Below are 18,142 nucleotides of genomic sequence, written 5' to 3'. Positions count from 1 at the left end.
CCGGTGTTACTTGCGGTTGGTGATTAGAGTGCCGACACCGATATCGGTGAAGATCTCCAGCAGCACCGCATTGGGTACGCGACCGTCAATAATGTGCGCGCTCTGGACACCATCCTGGACGGCGTCCAGTGCACAGCGGATTTTCGGCAGCATGCCGCCATAAATGGTGCCGTCGGCGATCAGTTCGTCGACCTGCGTAGTGGTCAGTCCAGTGAGGACCTTGCCCTGCTTGTCCATCAGGCCGGCGATATTGGTCAGTAGCATCAACTTCTCGGCTTTGAGCGCTTCGGCCACCTTGCCCGCGACCAGATCGGCATTGATGTTGTACGACTCACCGTCGGGACCGACGCCGATCGGTGCGATGACTGGAATGAAGTCGCCTCGCACCAGCATGTCCAGCACCCCGACATTGACCCCGGTGACTTCGCCGACCTGGCCGATGTCGATGATTTCCGGCTGGCTCATGCCGGGAGTCTGCCGGGTCGCCTTGAGCTTCTTCGCGCTGATCAGGCGTGCATCCTTACCGGTCAGGCCGATGGCGCTGCCGCCATGCTGGTTGATCAGCGTGACGATGCTTTTGTTGACCAGGCCACCAAGCACCATCTCCACCACATCCATGGTCTGGCTGTCGGTGACCCGCATACCGTCGATGAACTGGCTTTCGATATTCAGACGCTTGAGCAGATCGCCGATCTGCGGGCCGCCGCCGTGGACCACCACCGGGTTGATGCCCACAGCTTTCATCAGCACGATGTCGCGGGCGAAGCCGGTTTTCAGCTCCTCGCTTTCCATCGCGTTGCCGCCGTACTTGATCACCAGCGTCTTGCCGACGAACCGGCGGATGTAGGGCAGCGCTTCGGACAGGACCTGGGCGAATTGGGTGGCAGCTTCACGGCTGAGGGTCATGCAGGGCTCCGCAAATCAGAACGGCAGGGTGAGATCAGGCGCGACAGTATAAAGCTGTGCACGGAAGACTTCCTGTATGCGCTTGAGTTCTTCCTCTGTTTCGGCCTCGAAACGCAGCACCAGCACCGGAGTGGTGTTGGATGCGCGCACCAGACCCCAGCCTTTCGGATAATCGACGCGCACGCCATCGAGCGTGGTGATGTTGGCTTCGCCCCAATGGGCATCGCGGTGCAGCGCTTCGATGATGGTGAACTTGCTTTCCTCGGTGACCTTGATGTTGATCTCGGGCGTGGAAATGTCATTGGGGAAGGCGGCAAAGACCTGCTCGGCAGTGCGCTTGTCTTGGCTGAGAATTTCCAGCAGGCGTACGGCGCTGTAGATGCCGTCGTCGAAGCCGTACCAGCGCTCCTTGAAGAACACATGGCCGCTCATCTCGCCGGCCAGTAGCGCACCGGTTTCCTTCATCTTTTTCTTGATCAGCGAGTGGCCGGTCTTCCACATCACCGGACGACCGCCGTAACCGCTGATCAATGGCGTCAGGCGCCGCGTACATTTGACGTCGAAAATGATGTCAGCGCCGGGATTACGCGAGACCACATCCTTGGCGAATAGCATCAGCAGGCGGTCGGGGTACACCACGGTGCCTGCATTGGTCACCACGCCGACGCGGTCGCCGTCGCCATCGAAGGCCAGGCCCAGGTCGGCGTTTTCGGACTTGACCTTGGCGATCAGGTCTTCGAGGTTTTCCAGCTTGCCCGGGTCCGGATGGTGGTTGGGGAAGTTGCCGTCGACATCACAGAACAGCGGGATCACCTTGCAGCCCAGTGCTTCGATCAGCTGTGGCGCGATCACGCCGGCGACGCCGTTGCCGCAGTCGACCACTACTCTGAGTGGCTTGGCCAGCGCGATGTCGTCGCGGACGCGCTTGAAATAGCTTGCCAGCACGTCGACCTGCTCAACCTGGCCGACGCCTTCTGCGAGATTGCCAGTCTCAATGCGCTGGCGCAGCGCCTGGATCTGCTCATTAGCCAGGGTGTCGCCAGCGATGACGATCTTGAAACCGTTGTAGTCCGGCGGGTTGTGACTGCCGGTCAGCATCACTCCGGATTTGCCTGCAAGCACGTTGGCTGCGTAGTAGAGCACCGGAGTCGGCACCATGCCGACGTCGCTGACGCTGCAGCCACTGTCCACCAGGCCCTGAATCAGGTGCTGGACCAGCTCCGGGCCGGACAGGCGGCCATCGCGGCCGACCGATACATTGGGTTCGCCCTGAGCCAGGCTCTCAGAGCCAACCGCGCGACCGACCCAATAGGCGGTTTCGTTGGTCAGGGTGTCGCCGACTACGCCACGGATGTCGTAGGCGCGGAAGATGCTGGTGGGCAGTTGAGGGGCTTTCGGGGCGCTCATTGCGGTTTCTCGCTCCTTGGTGTCGAGGCCAAGCCAGTCCTGGTCCTCGTCGAGAATGTCTATGTCGAGAATATCGGTGTCTTGGAACAGCGGATCGACGTGCTCGTTGGATGGGGCTTGCCGGGCCGCCGGCTGTGGTACCGCCGTGGCTTTGGTCGGCGCCGTACCGGCGGTTCGCAGCGGCAGACGGGCCAGACTTTTGGCCAGCGCGTCGAGCGCCGGCAGGCTCAAAGTCGGTGTTTTGATGGCCTTGCCAGTCGAGAGTTCCTGGATCACCTGTCCCAAGTGCATGACATCTTCGCGAAGCCGCCGCTGCTGGGTACTCAGTACCAGCTGCAAGCCCAGTAGGAGGCCGCACAGTGCCGCCAGCGCGGCGGCGAGCAATAAGAAAGGAGATGCCGACGCGGTGCTGGACTCGGCGCCGGGCAGGAAGCTGAGCTTCCAGTTGGGATTGGCGGAAGGCAGGGCAATCGCGTCGCTTTCCACACCGTTACCGCCGCGTTGTGCGAGCAGCTGCGCTGGTGCATTGCTGAATTGCTGGACTAGGCGGAACTGTCCGGCTTCGTCAGGCAGTATCGGCAGGGTCGACAGGGCGCGTTCCAGAGTGGTTACCAGCAACAAGGTGCCCACCACGGGCTGCTGCGGGTCCGGGCGCAACGCCACGGCGCTGTACAGCAGCCAGCGATTGCCGACCTTGAACGCCTCGGGCATCGGCGGCTGGCCATTCTCGGCGCGTTGCAACAAGTCCAGGGCGGCGAAATTCAGCGGGCCGGGTCGATTGGGATTTTGCCGAGCCTGGCCACGTAGACTGAGGTGCGCATCGACCACCCCGTCGCGGTAGCTCAATTCACGCTCGACGGCGCGCAGCTGGTCGGGCTGTTCGCTGCGCAGGGCGTCGAGCAGTTGGGGATCGCTGGCGGTTGAGCGAGCATCGTCGGCCAATTGGCGAAGGGCTTGTTCCACTGCCGAGGCTTGACTCTGGCCCCAGGCCTGGGCCAGTTCGGACGCATGTTCTCGCTGATTGGACTGATGGGCGACCCAGAGCAGCGCGCCGGCCGTCGCAAGCCCCAGCAAACCCGGCAGCAGACCGGGCATGAGCATCTTCAGTCCAGCGTTACGACGCGGCTGAGCGGGTACGGTGTCGGCCGGGTTAAGAATGCCGGTGTCCTTGGCTGTGCGCTTGAAGCGTTTCATGGGGCTCCTCTGATGGTCCTGAAAACGGCTGGCTCAATGGCTGCCAGAGTGCCCGAAGCCGCCGGTGCCGCGGTCACTGTCGTCGAATTCCTTCACCAGTTCGAACTGCGCCTGGATGACCGGCACCAGCATTAGTTGCGCGATGCGCTCGCCAACCGCGATGCTGAAAGAAGTCTGTCCGCGGTTCCAGCAGGAGACCATCAATTCGCCCTGGTAGTCGGAATCGATCAGCCCGACCAAATTGCCGAGCACGATGCCGTGCTTGTGGCCAAGCCCCGAGCGCGGCAGCACCAGTGCCGCCAGATTCGGATCGGCGATATGAATCGACAAGCCGGTGGGAATCAGCAGGGTCTGACCTGGCTCGAGTGTGGTGTCCACTTGCAGCATGGCGCGCAGATCAAGCCCGGCGGAGCCGCTGGTGGCGTATTCAGGGAGGGGAAAATCCCGGCCGAGGCGGGGGTCGAGAATCTTTGCTTGGAGCTTGTGCATGGTCGGTCAGGCCTTGTGGAAACGGTCGGCGATGAAGGCGATCAGCTGGCGGGCGATGTGCCCTTTGCTGGCCTGGCTGAAACGGGTTTCGTGCTGCTGGCGATCGATGACCGTGACGGCGTTTTCTTCACTGTTGAAGCCGATGCTAGGGTTGGCCACATCGTTGGCGACGATCAGATCGAGATTCTTGTCGCGCAGCTTGCGCGTGGCGTATTCCAGCAGATTCTCTGTTTCGGCGGCGAAGCCGACGCTGAAGGGGCGATCTTGGCGACCGGCCAGCGTGGCGAGGATATCCGGGTTGCGCACCATCTGCAGAAGCAGGCCGTCACCTTTAGTGGGATCCTTCTTCAATTTGTGCGGCGCGACTACTTCTGGACGGTAGTCCGCAACGGCTGCGGCGGCGATGAACAGATCGCAAGGCATCGCCGCTTCGCAGGCGGCGAGCATGTCGCGGGCGCTGACCACGTCGATGCGCTGCACGCGGTCGGGTGTCGGCAGGAAGACTGGGCCGGCGACCAGCGTCACGCGCGCGCCCGCTTCGGCGGCCGCTTCAGCCAGGGCGAAGCCCATCTTGCCGGAGCTGTGATTGGTGATGTAACGCACCGGATCGATGTTTTCCTGGGTCGGGCCGGCGGTGATCAACAGATGTAGCCCGGTCAGCAGACTGCGCTCGAAACAATCGGCGGCGGCTTGGGCCAGATCGTCGGGCTCCATCATCCGACCCATTCCGACGTCGCCACAGGCCTGGCTGCCCGCTGCGGGGCCGAACATGCGAATGCCTCGTTGCTGCAGCAGAACGCGATTCGCCTGGGTCGCGGGATCGGCCCACATCGCCTGGTTCATCGCCGGGGCCAGCGCGACCGGCGCGTGGGTGGCCAGCACCAAGGTGGTCAGTAGGTCATTGGCGACGCCTTGAGCCAGGCGTGCCATGAGGTCCGCCGTAGCGGGGGCGATCAGCACCAGATCGGCCCAGCGCGCCAGCTCGATATGTCCCATGGCGGCTTCGGCCGCCGGATCGAGCAGGTCCAGATGAACCGGATGGCCGGAAAGGGCCTGAAGGGTGAGTGGAGTGATGAATTCGCGACCGCCGCTGGTCATTACCACGCGGACTTCGGCACCCTGGTCGCGGAGCCGGCGAACCAGCTCGGCACTCTTGTAAGCGGCGATGCCGCCGCCGACGCCCAGGACGATGCGTTTACGATAAAGCCGCTGCATAGGCCTGCCTTGTTACGGTGAGAACTGGTTCCGGCGGGGAGCCGGATACCGTGGCTAAAAGGCCGCTAAGATAGCACAGCGCCCCTAGAGCGGCGCGCGCTCGACATGGAGGTGACATGAGCATTCGTGACTGGCCTGCGGCGGAACGCCCGCGAGAAAAACTGCTGGAACACGGCGCGGCGGCTCTTTCCGACGCGGAGCTGCTGGCAATCTTTTTGCGCACCGGCGTGGCCGGCAAGAGCGCCGTGGATCTGGCCCGGCATCTGCTCAGCGAGTTCGGCAGCCTGCGCGCGCTGCTGGAAAGCGAGCTTGAGTCGTTCAGTGATCACCTTGGATTAGGGCCGGCGAAGTTCGCCCAGCTGCAGGCCGTACTGGAAATGTCGCGCCGGCACCTGGCCGAGCGCATGCGTCGCGATTCGGCGCTGGAAAGCCCGCAGGCGGTACGCGACTACCTCAAGGCGCGGTTACGGCATGAACCGCATGAGCTGTTCGCCTGCCTGTTTCTCGACGCCAAGCATCGCGTGCTGGCATTCGAGGTGCTGTTTCACGGCACTATCGATGGTGCCAGCGTTTATCCGCGGCAGGTCGTCAAACGCGCGCTGGCGCAGAACGCGGCGGCGGTGATCCTGACTCATAACCATCCTTCCGGCGTCGCCGAGCCGAGTCAGGCCGACCGGCAACTGACCCGCAAGCTTAGCGATGCGCTGGCGCTGATCGATGTGCGGGTGCTCGACCATTTCATCGTTGGCGATGGCGAGCCCTTGTCCATGGCCGAATACGGCTGGATGTGAGCCGTCATTCAGGCCAGCAGCGGTACCAGCAGCAGCGGGATGAGCACGCTGAGCACGAAACGCCCATTCCAGCCAACGGCGATGCGCCAGGGCGATAGCTGGGCGTGGCGCGCCAGTAACAATGCAGAGGGCCCGTAAGGCGACAGCAGCATCGCCAGGGAGAAACCGAATAGCAGCGCCACTGCTGGCTGCAACACCGCAAGGCCCTGGCTCGCCAGCTGTGCCAGCAGCGCCGCGCACAGGTTCAGCGAAATGAGCGGGGCGACTCCCAGCAGCGCCAGCGCCATGATCGCCAGGGTGCCCACCGCGCCCACCGCAAACAGAGCGAGCGGGGTATCGCCGAGGTGATCGGCCAGGTGATGCACCGGCAAGATCGCCGCCACCAGCCCGGCGAGCAGTGCAGAGCTGGCGAAAATGAACGTCTCGTTGCGCATGCCGAGCAGGGTATCGTTGACCTCGCGGAACACCTGGCGCGGCGCTGTTCGTTGCCAGAGCAGGATGACGACCACCGAGAGCGGGACCAGCAGCATCGCGGCCTGGGTGGCGGAAAGCCAGGTCAGCGCGGCCAGCACGGCGATCAAGACGATGCCGATCAGGCTACCGATGAACAGGCCGCGCAAGCTGCCGCCAGACTGCGTCGAGGGATCGACCACAGGTTGGTCGGCCAACTGTTGTAGGCGGCGGTTTTCGGTCGGCCAGCCGAACAGCAACAGGAGCAGGCCGCCGATGAGCCCGAACGGCAGCAGTGCGCTCCAGCTCAGGCCAGGCAGCTCGCGGGTAAGGATGGCGACGGCGACGCTGGTCGGCGCCAGCAGCGGCACCAGCGCGAAGCCGCGCAGCGCGGTGACCATTACTCCGCGCCGGCCCTCGTGGCGCTGGGCGTCGCTGTAGGCACGACGTTCGAGGTGGTTTTCCAGCGAGCCGCAAATCAGATTGAGCATGCCGAAGCTGAGCACCGAGCTGATCGCGAAGGTGCTCATCAGGTAACCGGGATAGAGCCACGCGCGTGGTCCCGCCAGCAACAGGCGATGCAGGTCGCTGAGCTGCCGAAGCCGCTTGACCAGGCAGTGCATCAGACCAAGGGCGCCAATGAAGGCTGCGTAGTAAGCCGCCGATGACAACATGCGCGCAGCCTGTTGCCAGTTCGCCCCGCCGGACAGCAACCAGTAACCGAGTAGAGCCAGGGTGACCATGGCCAGCCGTCGCGGGTAGGGCATCAGCGAACGCCAATGCCAGACGAAGAACACTGCCAGCAAGATGCCGCTGGCGACACTCAGCGGCTGCAGTCGGGTGATCAGCGCCAGTAGTTCGAAGAGTAGCGCCAGTGGCAGCAACACGCTCATTAGGCCGGCAGCTCACGACGCAGGGCGCCACGCTTGAACACGCCTTCGCCGAACGCGATCAACCGATCCTGGTCATCCAGCAGATCGCAGCTGGCCATGAATACCTTGTGCCCGGCCGAGCGGCAGCAGGCAATTGCCCTGACCTGACAGCCCGCAGCAGCGGGCGCGCTGAAATTGATGTTCATGGACAGTGTCAGTGCGACGCGGCGCTCGGCCGGGTCCGGCTCCCAGGTGCCGCACAACCCCATGGCGACATCCATCAGCGTCGCCATGACCCCGCCGTGCATGTTGCTAGCATTGTTCAGGTGGCGCGGCAGCAGATCCAGCGCGAGGACGGCGTGCTCCGGACCGTAAGCCAGCAGTTGGCAGCCGATGTCTTGGAAGAAGCCGGTAACGGAGGCCTGAACCTGCTGCAATTGCGCAGGTGAATATAAAGAAGTGGACATGGCGTTTCGGTCGACGATGGCTTGCTAAGGAGACTGGCAGTCTTTAGGCTCTGGGTCAATCAAGGCGAAATGTTATTCCGCACTGCGGAATTTTAAAGGTGGATCCGAACAGTCGCAACGCTATCTTCATCGAGGAGGTTCGTATGTTTTCCCGTATCGGCATCATCGGCGCTGGCGCCATGGGGCGCGGCATCGCGCAGTTATTTGCTAGCGCTGGTCAGCAGGTCTGGCTGTATGACAGTCGTCCCGAAGCCATTGAGCAGGCGCTGCAATTCAACTGTGAACTGCTCGAGCGCAGCGTAGCCAAGGGTCGCTTGAGTGCCGATCAATTGCCTGCGGTTCTGGAGCGCATGCAGCCGGCCCATCAGCTGACCGAACTGGCCGGCTGCGATTTGCTGGTCGAGGCCATCGTCGAGAACCTCGAGGCCAAACAGAGCCTGTTCGTCGAACTGGAGGGCTTGATCGCCGCCGACGCCGTGCTCGCGACCAATACCTCGTCGCTATCGGTGACTCGCATCGCCAGTGCCTGCGCGCGGCCCGAGCGGGTAGCCGGCTACCACTTCTTCAATCCGGTGACCTTGATGAAGCTGGTCGAAGTGGTTCGCGGCGAGCGCACCGACCCTGCGGTTATCGAGCGGCTGGTGCAGCTGGCCGAGCATGCCGGTCACTTTCCAGCAATCACACCCGACACGCCCGGCTTTCTGGTCAACCACGCCGGCCGGGCCTACGGCACCGAGGCACAACGCATCCTCAGCGAGGGCATTGCCACGCCGGAGCAGATCGACCGCATCCTGCGCGACGGTCCCGGTTTCCGCATGGGGCCGTTCGAACTGTTCGATTTGACCGGACTGGACATTTCCCATGCGGTGATGGAGTCGGTGCACGACCAGTTCTATTACGACCCGCGCTATACGCCGTCCTATCTCGCTGCGCAGCGGGTGGCCGCCGGGCTGCTCGGGCGCAAGACCGGGCAGGGGTTTTACCGCTACGAGAATGGTCAGCAGATTCGCTCGCCGGAGCCTCGCTTCGAGCCGGTGACCCTCGATCGACCGTTCTGGCTCGACAGCATCGAGCCCGAACTGCGTAGCCATATTGGCGCGGTCCTGCAACAGGCCGGCGCGGTGCTCGAAGACGGCGTCGATCCGTCGAGCCAGGCGATCTGCCTGATCACGCCGTTGGGCGAGGACGCCAGTAACTATATCGAGCGGCTGGCGCTACCGGCCGTGCGTACCATTGCTCTTGACCCGTTCAGCGACCTCGATAAGCGCCGCGTGCTGATGCGCCAGCCCGCGCTGGATCCGGCGCTGGAAGCGCAGGCGCGCCAGGCGCTGGGTGCGGATGGCGTGCCGGTAGAGGTGATCAACGACTCACCGGGCTTCGTCAGCCAGCGCATCATTGCCAGCATCGTCAACCTCGGCTGCGAAATTGCCCAGAAGGGCATCGCATCACCGGATACGCTCGATCGCGCCGTGACGGTTGCGCTCGGCTATCCGAAGGGGCCGCTGGAATTCGCCAATCACTACAATCCCGCACGAATCCTCACGATTCTGGAAGGCATGCAGACCTGCTACGGCCACGAGCCACGCTATCGTCCGAGCCCATGGCTGCGGCGGCGGGTACAGCTTGGGCTGCCGCTGACCGCGCCGGATGCGCCGCGCTGAACGTATCCGGAGCGTTCAATCGGCCTTGAGAGGGCGGCTTAAGGTTGGCAACGTGCTGCCGTTAACCCGGTAGACCCGGATGCCGGGCGGCGTGACGTACTGTCCATGCCGCTTGATAAAGGCCAGTTGCTACCAAGGAGTTATGTTCATTGGTGGCCAAGAGGGGTACAACTCGCTCGTTACCGGATGAAAACAAGAGGCCATCGATGCGCCCTGCCTTCCGCCTACACCCCAATGTCTGCCTGTTGCACGCGGTCTCGCTCCTGGCGCTTTTGTCCTTCCTTGAGTGGATGAAGCTGCCGTTCTACCTCACCGCCCTCTCGATATTGCTGCTCAGCCTATGGCCCTGGTTAGGTCCGTGGCGCGTCCAGACGGATCCGCCTAGTCCAGGCGACGCCAATGCCCAGAGCTCTGCTGCGCTGAGCAAAAGCCTTTCGCGCCACACTTGCCACAACGCTCTGTCGGCGGCTCAAGTGTCATTCAGTGCCGAGCAACTGGCGGCACGCCTGCAATCGCAGCTGGCGGCGATCAGCGAGATAGCCAATGGCGCCGAGGCGATGACCGCGACCGAGCAGGACAGCGCCAGTCGCGCGGGCCATGCACTTGAGGCCGCCGAAGCGGTGCGGCGCAGCAGCGTCAGCGGTCGAGCCGAACTGCAGCATGCGATCGAACGCATGCAGCGGCTCAGCGCACAGACCGAAGCCAGTCGCGAGCTGCTCGACGGGCTCTCTGCGCGCACTGAAGAGATACGTCAGATCACAGATGTGATCCAGTCCATCGCCAGCCAGACCAACCTGCTTGCGCTCAACGCGGCGATCGAGGCCGCGCGTGCCGGGGAGGCCGGCCGCGGCTTCGCGGTGGTCGCCGATGAGGTGCGCAACCTCGCCGGGCGCACCAGCAGCGCCACCGAAGCGGTCGGACGGATGGTGAGTGATATCCGCGAGCAGAGCGGGGCAGTGGTCAGCCATATCCAGAAACAGGCCAGCGAACTCGACGAAGCTGCCGAGCAGATTGCAGGCACCGGCGCCCAGCTCACCGGTATTGCCGATCTGGCTGGCAATGTCGAAACCCAGGTGGCGGAAATTGCCTCCGGTACCGCCAACAATCACGAGCGACTCGCGCAGCTTTTCGTAGCACTGGACCAACTGCGTGGTGACGTGCTGGAGAGTGAGACTCAAACCCGTCAGCTGGAGCAGTCTGCAGAGAAGCTCGTCGGCCAGGCGGAAACAGTCAGCGAGCAGCTCGCCGAAGTGCAGCTCGACGACTATCACCAGGGCATCTTCGATCTGGCACGAGAGGGCGCGGCGGCTATCGGTGCGCGCTTCGAGGCGGATCTGCAAGCCGGTCGGCTGACGGTCGATGATCTTTTCGATCGCAATTACCAAGCGCAGCCGGGGACCAATCCGATCCGCTATAGCACTCGCTTCGATCGTTATGCCGACGAAGTCCTGCCGGCCATTCAGGAGCCGTTGCTTGAGCGTAACGATGCTCTGATCTATGCCATCGCCACTACGCCGGATGGCTACGTGCCGACCCACAACCGCGCCTTCAGCCAGCCTCCGGTCGGCGATCCGGAGGTCGACAAGGTCAAGAGTCGCAGCAAGCGGCTGTTCAATGACCGCACCGGCGGGCGCTGTGGCAGCCACCAGCGCAAGGTGCTGTTGCAAACCTATAGCCGCGACACCGGTGAGTTGATGCATGACCTTTCGGTGCCGATCATGGTGGGCGGCCGACATTGGGGTGGCCTGCGATTGGGCTATCGCCCCGAGCCTTAGCGGGCAATGGTGCGTTGGCACAAGCGCCTTGACCTTTGGCACTCGTCCACCACGGGTTGCCGCCCCGCATATCGACAAGCTGGCTAAGCTTGCCGGACAGCATCTGGAGCTCGCCCTATGAAAACCCTGACCGACCACTTGGCGCAGTACGCTGCCTATCACCGCGACCCGCGCAACCTGCTCAGCCATTTCATTGGCATTCCGATGATCGTGCTGGCCGTCGCGGTGTTGCTGTCGCGTCCCGGCGTGGAGGTTTCTGGACGTTGGCTGAGCCCGGTTGCGTTGGTCGCATTGGCGTCGGCGCTGTTCTATCTGCGGTTGGACTTCCGCTTCGGCGCGCTCATGGGGGTGGTGTTGCTGCTCTGCGTCTGGGTCGGTGCGCAGCTGGCGCAGCAGACGACCGCCATCTGGCTGAGCGCGGGGGTTGGATTGTTCGTGGTGGGCTGGATCATCCAATTCGTCGGGCATTACTACGAAGGTCGCAAGCCCGCATTCGTCGACGATCTCACCGGGCTGATCATCGGGCCGCTATTCGTCGCGGCTGAACTGGGGTTCATGCTCGGCTTGCGCGAGCCGTTGCGTCAGGCCATCGAGGCGCGAGTCGGGCCGGTACGGCTGCGTCAGCGCCCGATCGATGCCTGACCTGGCGCACCGTCAGGGAACGAGCGCCATCCACTGATCGCTGAGACTGCGGGCATGGCGGTCCACCATGATCGGCGCGAACGGCCGGCCAGACGCGGTATTGAAGCTGTTGTTTCCGCTGTTCATGTCTTCGAGCGCCACCTTGAGGAAATCCCAGCGGGTCTTCAGCTTGGCGATGGCTGGATTCGATTGGCTGTCCAGGGCGGCGAGTTGCTCATCGATGGAGGGCACCAGGTGCCGCTCGTCCTGCCCAAGGTAGGTGTCCGGTTGTTCGCGAGCCGTTTCGAAGGAGCCCACGTAGGCGCGGCTCAGGTACTGAACGGTCAGGTATTCCACCTTGGCTGGCAGTTCGGCGCGGAAGTCAGCGCCTTGCTGGCTGCGTACCTCGCTGAGGAAGTCGCGTAGCGCCTTGCTCATCTGTAGCGGCCAACCCCAGGGCATGTCGTCTTCTTCGTAACCGAAGCCAGCCCCTTCGCGCAGTGTGGCCTGCAATGTCTGATGCAGCTCGCGCAGCTTGTTACTGGCGGCGGGGAAGCTGTTCAGCGTGTCGGTTAGTGCCTTGAGGTCGCCTTCCATCCTCGCCAGATGGGCTTTCTGAAAACCTTCGCCGCGGTAGAGCAGAAGACTGCTGGCCGCACGGTTGGCATGGATCTGCATGCTTTCCAGAGCGGTGAAGGATTGAGCCTGGGCGGAATTGAGCAGCGCTGGGAACCAGCTCGCCAGCACAATCACCATCAATATCCATTTACGATGATGCATGTCGCGCTCCTTTTTATTTTTATAGAAGCAGTGCCGTATTCGGCATCGGTGCGGCAGCCTAGCTGCCGATGGCACCTTGGTACCATGGCGAGAAGCGAAAGCAAGCGAGGCGGCGGTTTCGCTGGGTAGATTGGCGGAAATACCTTGCAACCTAGATATGTCGCAAAGGTCGCTCAGAGCATCCGTTCCAGCCCGATCCACTGACTGAACCAGGCGTTGAAACGCCGCCAGGCGCCACCGGGCTCATCCAGGAGTACCTTGCGCCGGCCCTCGTCTTCAGCGATCCAGACCAACTGCTTTTCACCGTCGAGCTCGACCAGTCGGACCTCGTAACTTACCGCCGGCGAGGTGCCTTCAAGTGTCAGCCGCTGGACTTCCCCGGCCAGTTCGGTGCTCTCGATCAGGATGCCGACTTCGGTGTTCCAGAGAACCGAACGCGGATCGAAGTTAAACGAGCCGAGAAACACTTCCTGCCGGTCGAATACTGCGCCCTTGCTGTGCAGGCTCGATTCCGACTCACCGCTCAGGTTGTAGGACGCCTCTTGGTCAGGCTGCCGGCGCAGCTCGAACAAACGCACGCCGGCTTCGAGCAGCTCGCGACGATAGGGTGCGTAACCGCCATGCACGATAGGGACATCGGTCGCTTCCAGCGAGTTGGTGAGAATGCGGATGGCCACGCCGTTTTCGGCGTGGTGCGTGAGGTAGTCCACTCCGTCCTGGGTGGGGACGAAGTAGGCGGAAATCAGCGTCATCTCGCGGGTGACGGCGTCCATGCTTGGCTGCAGCTGGGTGGTCAGCAGCAGGTGCTCGTCGGGAATGCCGTCGGCGGTGATCTTGTCCGGGTGGTCCCACATGGCTTCGCCGGGCGCCCAGATCAGCCCCTGCAGCCACTGCGCCAGAGGCGGCCCGTCCAGTTCTGCCATCAGCCTCTGGTAGCGCTGCGGAGTGCGCTGGCGCTCCGCTTGCAGGTACTCCACGATCTGCTGGCGCGCTTCGTCCAGCGCCGCGACGCTAGGTGGACTGCGCAGGAAATGCTGGATGGGGACGCTGAGACCATGGTTCCAGTACTGATCGAAGCTGGTCGCCAGCTGCCGGGCCACCGGCCCGGCGCCAAGCAGATCGATGTCAGTGAAGTTCAAGCCTTTTTCGGCATCGAAATATTCGTCGCCAAGATTACGCCCGCCGACGATGGCCAGGCTGTTATCGGCCAACATCAGCTTGTTATGCATGCGCCGATGCTGCAGTGAAAGATGCAGTAGTCGACCGACAGTGCGGGTAACGATGTTGCTGCGCCCGACATGCAGGGGATTGAAAACGCGGATGAGAATGTTCGGGTGGGCTGCCAGGGTTGCGATTTGATAGTCGCTGCCGTCGCTGGTCGTGTCATCGAGCAGCAACCGGACCCTGACGCCGCGATCGGCAGCCTTGAGCACTTCGTCGATCAATGCACGGGTACTGAGGCCGTCGTGGACGATGTAGTACTGCACGTCCAGGCTCGTCTGGGCTGCACGGATCATTCTGACTCGAGCGGCGAAGGCTTCGGCGCTCGAAGACAGCAGGCGAAAGCCCGAATGCCCGGACGGTTGGTCGACGGCCAACGCTTCAATTCGCCGTGCCAGTTCCGAATCCTGGCTTGGCAGGGCGTGGCTCGTGGGTGCGGTAACCAGCTGCCCGGCGCAGCCTGCCAGCAACAGCATCGCCACGAACACCAGATGTTTGCGCAAGGAGCACCTTTTCGTTGTTAGGGTTCCATGACGATTGGACGTCAGCGCAACGGTGAAATTCAGAACTGGTCCTTGAGCCTGTACCAGAGCATGCCCAATGCCAGCAGCGGAGAGCGCAGCCGCTGGCCGCCAGGGAAAGTCGGGTGCGGTACGCGTGCGAACAGATCGAAGCGGCCTTGAACCTGGCCGCTGATGGCTTCGGCAAGCAGTCGCCCGGCAAGGTGGGTGGCGTTCAGCCCGTGGCCGGCGTAGGCCTGGGCGTAGTACACGTTAGGCTGATCGGGCAGTCGGCCGATCTGAGGTAGCCGATTGGCGCCGATGCCGATCATCCCGCCCCACTGGAAATCGATGCCGATGCCGCGCAGCTGTGGAAACACCTCGAGCATCTTCGGCTGCATATAGGCGGCGATGTCCTGCGGGTCGCGCCCGGAATAATGGCAGGCGCCGCCGAACAGCAAGCGCCGATCGGCCGAGAGGCGAAAATAATCCAGCGCTACCCGCTGATCGCAGACCGCCATATTCTGCGGTAACAGTTCATGGGCCAGCGCCTCGGGCAGCGGCTCGGTGGCGATGATATAGCTGCCGGCTGGCAGTACTTTGCCGGCGAGTTCCGGATTCAATCCTCGCAGGTAAGCGTTGCAGGCGAGCACCAGTTGTCCGGCGCGGACGCTGCCGTGCGCGGTATGCACGCGCACCTCGTGACCGTAATCGATTCGCGTGACTGCCGACTGTTCGAACAGGCGTACGCCCAGCGACTGCGCGGCGGCGGCTTCCCCGAGCGCCAGATTGAGCGGATGCAGGTGTCCCGAGCCCATATCCACCAACCCGCCAACGTAGCGATCGGAGCCAATCACCTCGCGCATGGCATCCTTCGCCACGCGGCGTAGCGGATGTGGATAGCCCAGGCGCATGAGGTCGGCGTAATCGGCGTCGAAGCCCTCGACATGTCGCGGCTTGGTCGCGAGATCGCAATAGCCCCAGGTCAGATCACAGTCGATGGCATGGCGCTCGATACGCTGGCGGACGATATCGACCGCCTCAAAGCCCATGCGCTTGAGTTCGTCGACGCCTTCAGCGCCGATTATCGACTGGAACTGTTCGACGTCATGACCAACGCCACGAATCAACTGGCCACCATTGCGCCCGCTGGCGCCCCAGCCGATTCGGTGCGCCTCCAGCAGCACCACCGACAGGCCGCGCTCGGCCAGTTCGATAGCTGTGTTGAGCCCACTGAAACCACCGCCGACGATGCAGACGTCCGCAACCTGCTCACCTTCCAGGCGTGACAGGGCGAGCCGCTGGTTGACGCTGGCTGCGTAATAAGAGGCTGCGTGATCTTCGCTGTGAATGGCCGCTTGGCGGGTGTGCATGAACGAACCTTGAGTTGATGGCTTGTTTCAAGGGTAGACCGGCGGGTGGTTGCGGGGCAAAAAAGCAGCTTAGAAGCTGGAAAGCATGAAGCTGCTATTCCGGCACCGGCAGCTCCAGCGACTCCTTCACCTCTTCCATGACGATATAGCTCTTGGATTCGCGCACGTGCGGCAGCTTGAGGAGGATGTCGCCGAGCAATTTACGGTAAGAGGCCATCTCCGAAATGCGCGCCTTGATCAGGTAATCGAAGTCGCCTGACACCAAATGGCATTCCAAGACGTGCGGCAGCTTCAGCACGGCGCGGCGGAACTCTTCAAAGATATCGCCGGATTTGTAGGCCAAGCTGATCTCGACGAACACCAGCAGCCCGCCCTTGAGGTGCTGCGGGTTCAGTCGCGCGGTGTAGCCCATGATGATGCCCTCGCGCTCCAGCCGGCGGACCCGCTCGGTGCAAGGCGTGGTGGACAGGCCGATGCGTTCGCCCACCTCGGTAAAGGGCATGCGGCCTTCTGCCTGGAGCAGACGGAGGATCTGGCGGTCGATCTTGTCCAGCTCGCGACGGGTCTGATGCTTGGTTCGCATAGGTTTATCGCCTCCAAGAAAAGCGTTTTAGACGTGAATAAAACGCAAAGATAGCCGTTTATATGGGGAAAACCACTAGTCGACGCTTTCTATACTCCGCATCAACAGTGACTCGAAAAAGCCCGGCAGCAAACGGGTGGGAGGCAGCGATGCGTGTTCTGGTGATGGGTGGTGGAGTGATCGGCACGACCAGTGCCTATTATCTGGCTCGCGCCGGCTTCGAAGTGGTGGTCGTTGACCGTCAGCCGGCCGTGGCGATGGAAACCAGCTTTGCCAACGCCGGGCAGGTGTCGCCCGGTTACGCCTCGCCCTGGGCTGCGCCCGGCGTGCCGCTCAAGGCCATCAAATGGCTGCTGCAACGGCACGCACCGCTGGCGATCAAGCTCACCGGCGACATCCAGCAATACCTGTGGATGGCTCAGATGCTGCGCAACTGTACGGCGGCGCGCTATGCGGTGAACAAGGAGCGCATGGTGCGGCTGTCCGAATACAGTCGGGATTGCCTCGACGAGCTGCGGGCCGAAACCGGCATCGACTACGAAGGTCGGCAATGCGGCACGACTCAGCTGTTCCGCACCCAGGCGCAGCTGGACAATGCCGCCAAGGATATCGCCGTGCTGGAAGCATCCGGCGTGCCCTACGAACTGCTCGATCGCACCGGCATCGCCCGTGCCGAGCCGGCGCTGGCCAAGGTGGCCGACAAACTCAGCGGCGCGCTGCGCCTGCCCAACGACCAGACCGGCGATTGTCAGCTGTTCACCACCAAGCTGGCCGAGATGGCACGTGAGTTGGGTGTGGAGTTCCGCTTCAATCAGGACATTCAACGCCTGGAATATTCCGGCGACCGCCTCGACGGCGTGTGGATTGACGGCAAGCTGGAAACCGCCGATCGCTATGTGCTGGCGCTGGGCAGCTACAGCTCGCAAATGCTCAAGCCGCTGGGCATCCGCGCTCCGGTCTATCCACTCAAGGGCTACTCACTCACCGTGCCGATCAGCGACCCGACCATGGCTCCGGTATCCACGGTGCTAGATGAAACCTACAAGGTCGCTATCACCCGTTTCGATCAGCGCATCCGGGTGGGTGGGATGGCCGAGATTGCCGGTCACGACCTGTCGCTCAATCCGCGTCGGCGCGAAACCCTGGAAATGGTCGTCGGTGATCTGTTTCCGCTGGGTGGCGATCCGGGTAGCGCGGAACTCTGGACCGGGCTGCGTCCGGCGACGCCGGACGGCACTCCGATCATTGGCGCCACGGCCTATCGCAACCTGTTCCTCAATACCGGCCACGGCACCTTGGGCTGGACCATGGCCTGCGGGTCCGGTCGCCTGCTTGCCGATCTGCTGGCCTCCAGGCGCACCCAGATCAGCACCAATGGGCTGGATATTTCCCGTTACGGCAAGACCAAGGAGACGCGCAAGCATGCCCATACAGCGCCTGCACACTGATGTACGCATGAGCCAGATCGTCATCCACGGCAACACCGTCTATCTGGCCGGTCAGGTGGGCGAGGACATGAGTGCCGGCGTCGAGCAGCAGACGCGCGAGACGCTGGACAACATCGAGCGCCTGCTGCGTCAGGCCGGTACGGACAAGCAGCACATTCTGTCGGTGACCATCTACCTCAAGGACATCGACGCCGACTTTGCCGGCATGAATGCGGTCTGGGACCAGTGGTTGCCCGACGGCGTCGCGCCGGCACGCGCCACTGTCGAAGCCAAACTGTGCGAGCCGGAAATCCTCGTCGAGCTGTCGGTCGTGGCGGCGCTGCCGGAGTAAATTTCGCCTGTCGCCGTCAGTCCCTTCATTCCATTTGATGTGTTGAAAATACTGAACG

General features: G+C 62.8%; 16 protein-coding genes. 6 read left to right on the top strand and 10 right to left on the bottom strand.

Annotated elements, in window-relative coordinates; all coding sequences use genetic code 11:
- Positions 1 to 6: 6 nt before the first annotated feature.
- The 4 genes from argB to coaBC all read right to left on the bottom strand — a co-directional run bounded on the left by argB (position 7) and on the right by coaBC (position 5,211).
- Positions 7 to 906 (bottom strand): acetylglutamate kinase, encoded by a 900-nt coding sequence (gene argB / locus GYM54_RS11605; protein WP_181104703.1) that lies wholly within the window; start codon positions 904 to 906, stop codon positions 7 to 9.
- Between the two features lie 15 nt (positions 907 to 921).
- A complete protein-coding gene (algC, locus tag GYM54_RS11600; protein ID WP_197445368.1) occupies positions 922 to 2,313 on the bottom strand; it encodes a phosphomannomutase/phosphoglucomutase in 1,392 nt (463 codons plus the stop codon).
- Positions 2,314 to 3,540: 1,227 nt separating this feature from the next.
- Positions 3,541 to 3,996, bottom strand: a complete 456-nt coding sequence (dut, locus tag GYM54_RS11595) for a dUTP diphosphatase (RefSeq protein ID WP_197445245.1) — start codon at positions 3,994 to 3,996, stop codon at positions 3,541 to 3,543.
- 6 nt (positions 3,997 to 4,002) lie between these two features.
- Entirely contained in the window at positions 4,003 to 5,211 is a 1,209-nt protein-coding gene (gene coaBC, locus GYM54_RS11590; RefSeq protein WP_197445244.1) for a bifunctional phosphopantothenoylcysteine decarboxylase/phosphopantothenate--cysteine ligase CoaBC, read from the bottom strand.
- 116 nt (positions 5,212 to 5,327) lie between these two features.
- On the opposite strand from coaBC, the gene radC reads away from it, so the two are divergent.
- Positions 5,328 to 6,002: a DNA repair protein RadC gene (radC, locus tag GYM54_RS11585; protein WP_197445243.1), complete on the top strand. Its 675-nt coding sequence runs from the start codon at positions 5,328 to 5,330 to the stop codon at positions 6,000 to 6,002.
- An 8-nt stretch (positions 6,003 to 6,010) separates the two neighbouring features.
- On the opposite strand, the gene GYM54_RS11580 is transcribed toward radC, so the two are convergent.
- The gene (locus GYM54_RS11580) at positions 6,011 to 7,345 is read right to left on the bottom strand and encodes a hypothetical protein (protein ID WP_197445242.1); all 1,335 of its coding nucleotides are present in this window, start codon (positions 7,343 to 7,345) and stop codon (positions 6,011 to 6,013) included.
- The gene (locus GYM54_RS11575; protein WP_197445241.1) at positions 7,345 to 7,791 is read right to left on the bottom strand and encodes a PaaI family thioesterase; all 447 of its coding nucleotides are present in this window, start codon (positions 7,789 to 7,791) and stop codon (positions 7,345 to 7,347) included. The genes GYM54_RS11580 and GYM54_RS11575 overlap by 1 nt, the downstream gene beginning before the upstream one ends.
- 143 nt (positions 7,792 to 7,934) lie before the next feature.
- Between GYM54_RS11575 and GYM54_RS11570 the strand changes: the two genes are divergently transcribed.
- From GYM54_RS11570 to GYM54_RS11560, 3 genes are all read left to right on the top strand, one after another.
- Entirely contained in the window at positions 7,935 to 9,452 is a 1,518-nt protein-coding gene (locus tag GYM54_RS11570) for a 3-hydroxyacyl-CoA dehydrogenase (protein WP_197445240.1), read from the top strand.
- Between the two features lie 206 nt (positions 9,453 to 9,658).
- Positions 9,659 to 11,227 (top strand): methyl-accepting chemotaxis protein, encoded by a 1,569-nt coding sequence (locus GYM54_RS11565; RefSeq protein WP_197445239.1) that lies wholly within the window; start codon positions 9,659 to 9,661, stop codon positions 11,225 to 11,227.
- A 117-nt stretch (positions 11,228 to 11,344) separates the two neighbouring features.
- Positions 11,345 to 11,869, top strand: coding sequence for a DUF962 domain-containing protein (locus tag GYM54_RS11560; protein WP_181104693.1), 525 nt, complete (start codon positions 11,345 to 11,347; stop codon positions 11,867 to 11,869).
- Positions 11,870 to 11,881: 12 nt separating this feature from the next.
- Here GYM54_RS11560 and GYM54_RS11555 read toward each other — a convergent pair whose 3' ends face one another.
- From GYM54_RS11555 to GYM54_RS11540, 4 genes are all read right to left on the bottom strand, one after another.
- Positions 11,882 to 12,628: a hypothetical protein gene (locus tag GYM54_RS11555; protein ID WP_131651458.1), complete on the bottom strand. Its 747-nt coding sequence runs from the start codon at positions 12,626 to 12,628 to the stop codon at positions 11,882 to 11,884.
- A 173-nt stretch (positions 12,629 to 12,801) separates the two neighbouring features.
- Positions 12,802 to 14,352, bottom strand: a complete 1,551-nt coding sequence (locus tag GYM54_RS11550) for a phospholipase D family protein (RefSeq protein WP_181104691.1) — start codon at positions 14,350 to 14,352, stop codon at positions 12,802 to 12,804.
- Between the two features lie 59 nt (positions 14,353 to 14,411).
- Positions 14,412 to 15,722: an FAD-binding oxidoreductase gene (locus GYM54_RS11545; protein WP_181104689.1), complete on the bottom strand. Its 1,311-nt coding sequence runs from the start codon at positions 15,720 to 15,722 to the stop codon at positions 14,412 to 14,414.
- Positions 15,723 to 15,816: 94 nt separating this feature from the next.
- Positions 15,817 to 16,305 carry an Lrp/AsnC ligand binding domain-containing protein gene (locus GYM54_RS11540; protein ID WP_181104687.1) on the bottom strand — a complete coding sequence of 163 codons (489 nt, stop codon included), beginning with the start codon at positions 16,303 to 16,305 and terminating at the stop codon, positions 15,817 to 15,819.
- Between the two features lie 149 nt (positions 16,306 to 16,454).
- Between GYM54_RS11540 and dadA the strand changes: the two genes are divergently transcribed.
- Together dadA and GYM54_RS11530 are read left to right on the top strand one after the other, a co-directional pair.
- Positions 16,455 to 17,753 (top strand): D-amino acid dehydrogenase, encoded by a 1,299-nt coding sequence (dadA, locus tag GYM54_RS11535; RefSeq protein WP_181104685.1) that lies wholly within the window; start codon positions 16,455 to 16,457, stop codon positions 17,751 to 17,753.
- Positions 17,728 to 18,084, top strand: a complete 357-nt coding sequence (locus GYM54_RS11530; protein ID WP_181104683.1) for a RidA family protein — start codon at positions 17,728 to 17,730, stop codon at positions 18,082 to 18,084. Before dadA ends, GYM54_RS11530 begins: the two co-directional genes overlap by 26 nt.
- Positions 18,085 to 18,142: the final 58 nt, after the last annotated feature.

The sequence above is a fragment of the Pseudomonas sp. MTM4 genome (assembly GCF_019355055.1).
In the GTDB taxonomy this organism is placed as follows: domain Bacteria; phylum Pseudomonadota; class Gammaproteobacteria; order Pseudomonadales; family Pseudomonadaceae; genus Stutzerimonas.
This window is presented reverse-complemented; position numbering and strand designations above follow the sequence as displayed.